The following is a 220-nucleotide window of genomic DNA, read 5'->3' on the forward strand; positions in this document are numbered from 1 at the left end:
CGCCTGGTGCACCGCCGCGGCGCACCCGGAATTGGTCCGCGGACTCGTCGTCGAAGATATGTCCCCCGATTTCCGAGGCCAGACGACGCGGAGCTGGACCCCGTGGTTCGAGTCCTGGCCGGACCGGTTCACCTCCCTGAGCCATGCGCAGCAGATGTTCGGCGAGGTGGCTGGCCGGTACTTCTACGAGGCCTTCGACGACGGCCGGCTCCATGGCGAC

1 protein-coding gene is annotated in these 220 nt (G+C 68.2%); it reads left to right on the forward strand.

Annotation, left to right across the window (positions count from 1 at the left end; genetic code table 11):
• On the forward strand, window positions 1-220 hold a 220-nt coding region (locus B4L26_RS16945; RefSeq protein WP_414651921.1), incomplete at both ends, for a hypothetical protein.

Origin of the sequence: Gordonia sp. UBA7599 (assembly GCA_002477755.1) — a bacterium.
Classification (GTDB): Bacteria; Actinomycetota; Actinomycetes; order Mycobacteriales; family Mycobacteriaceae; genus Gordonia.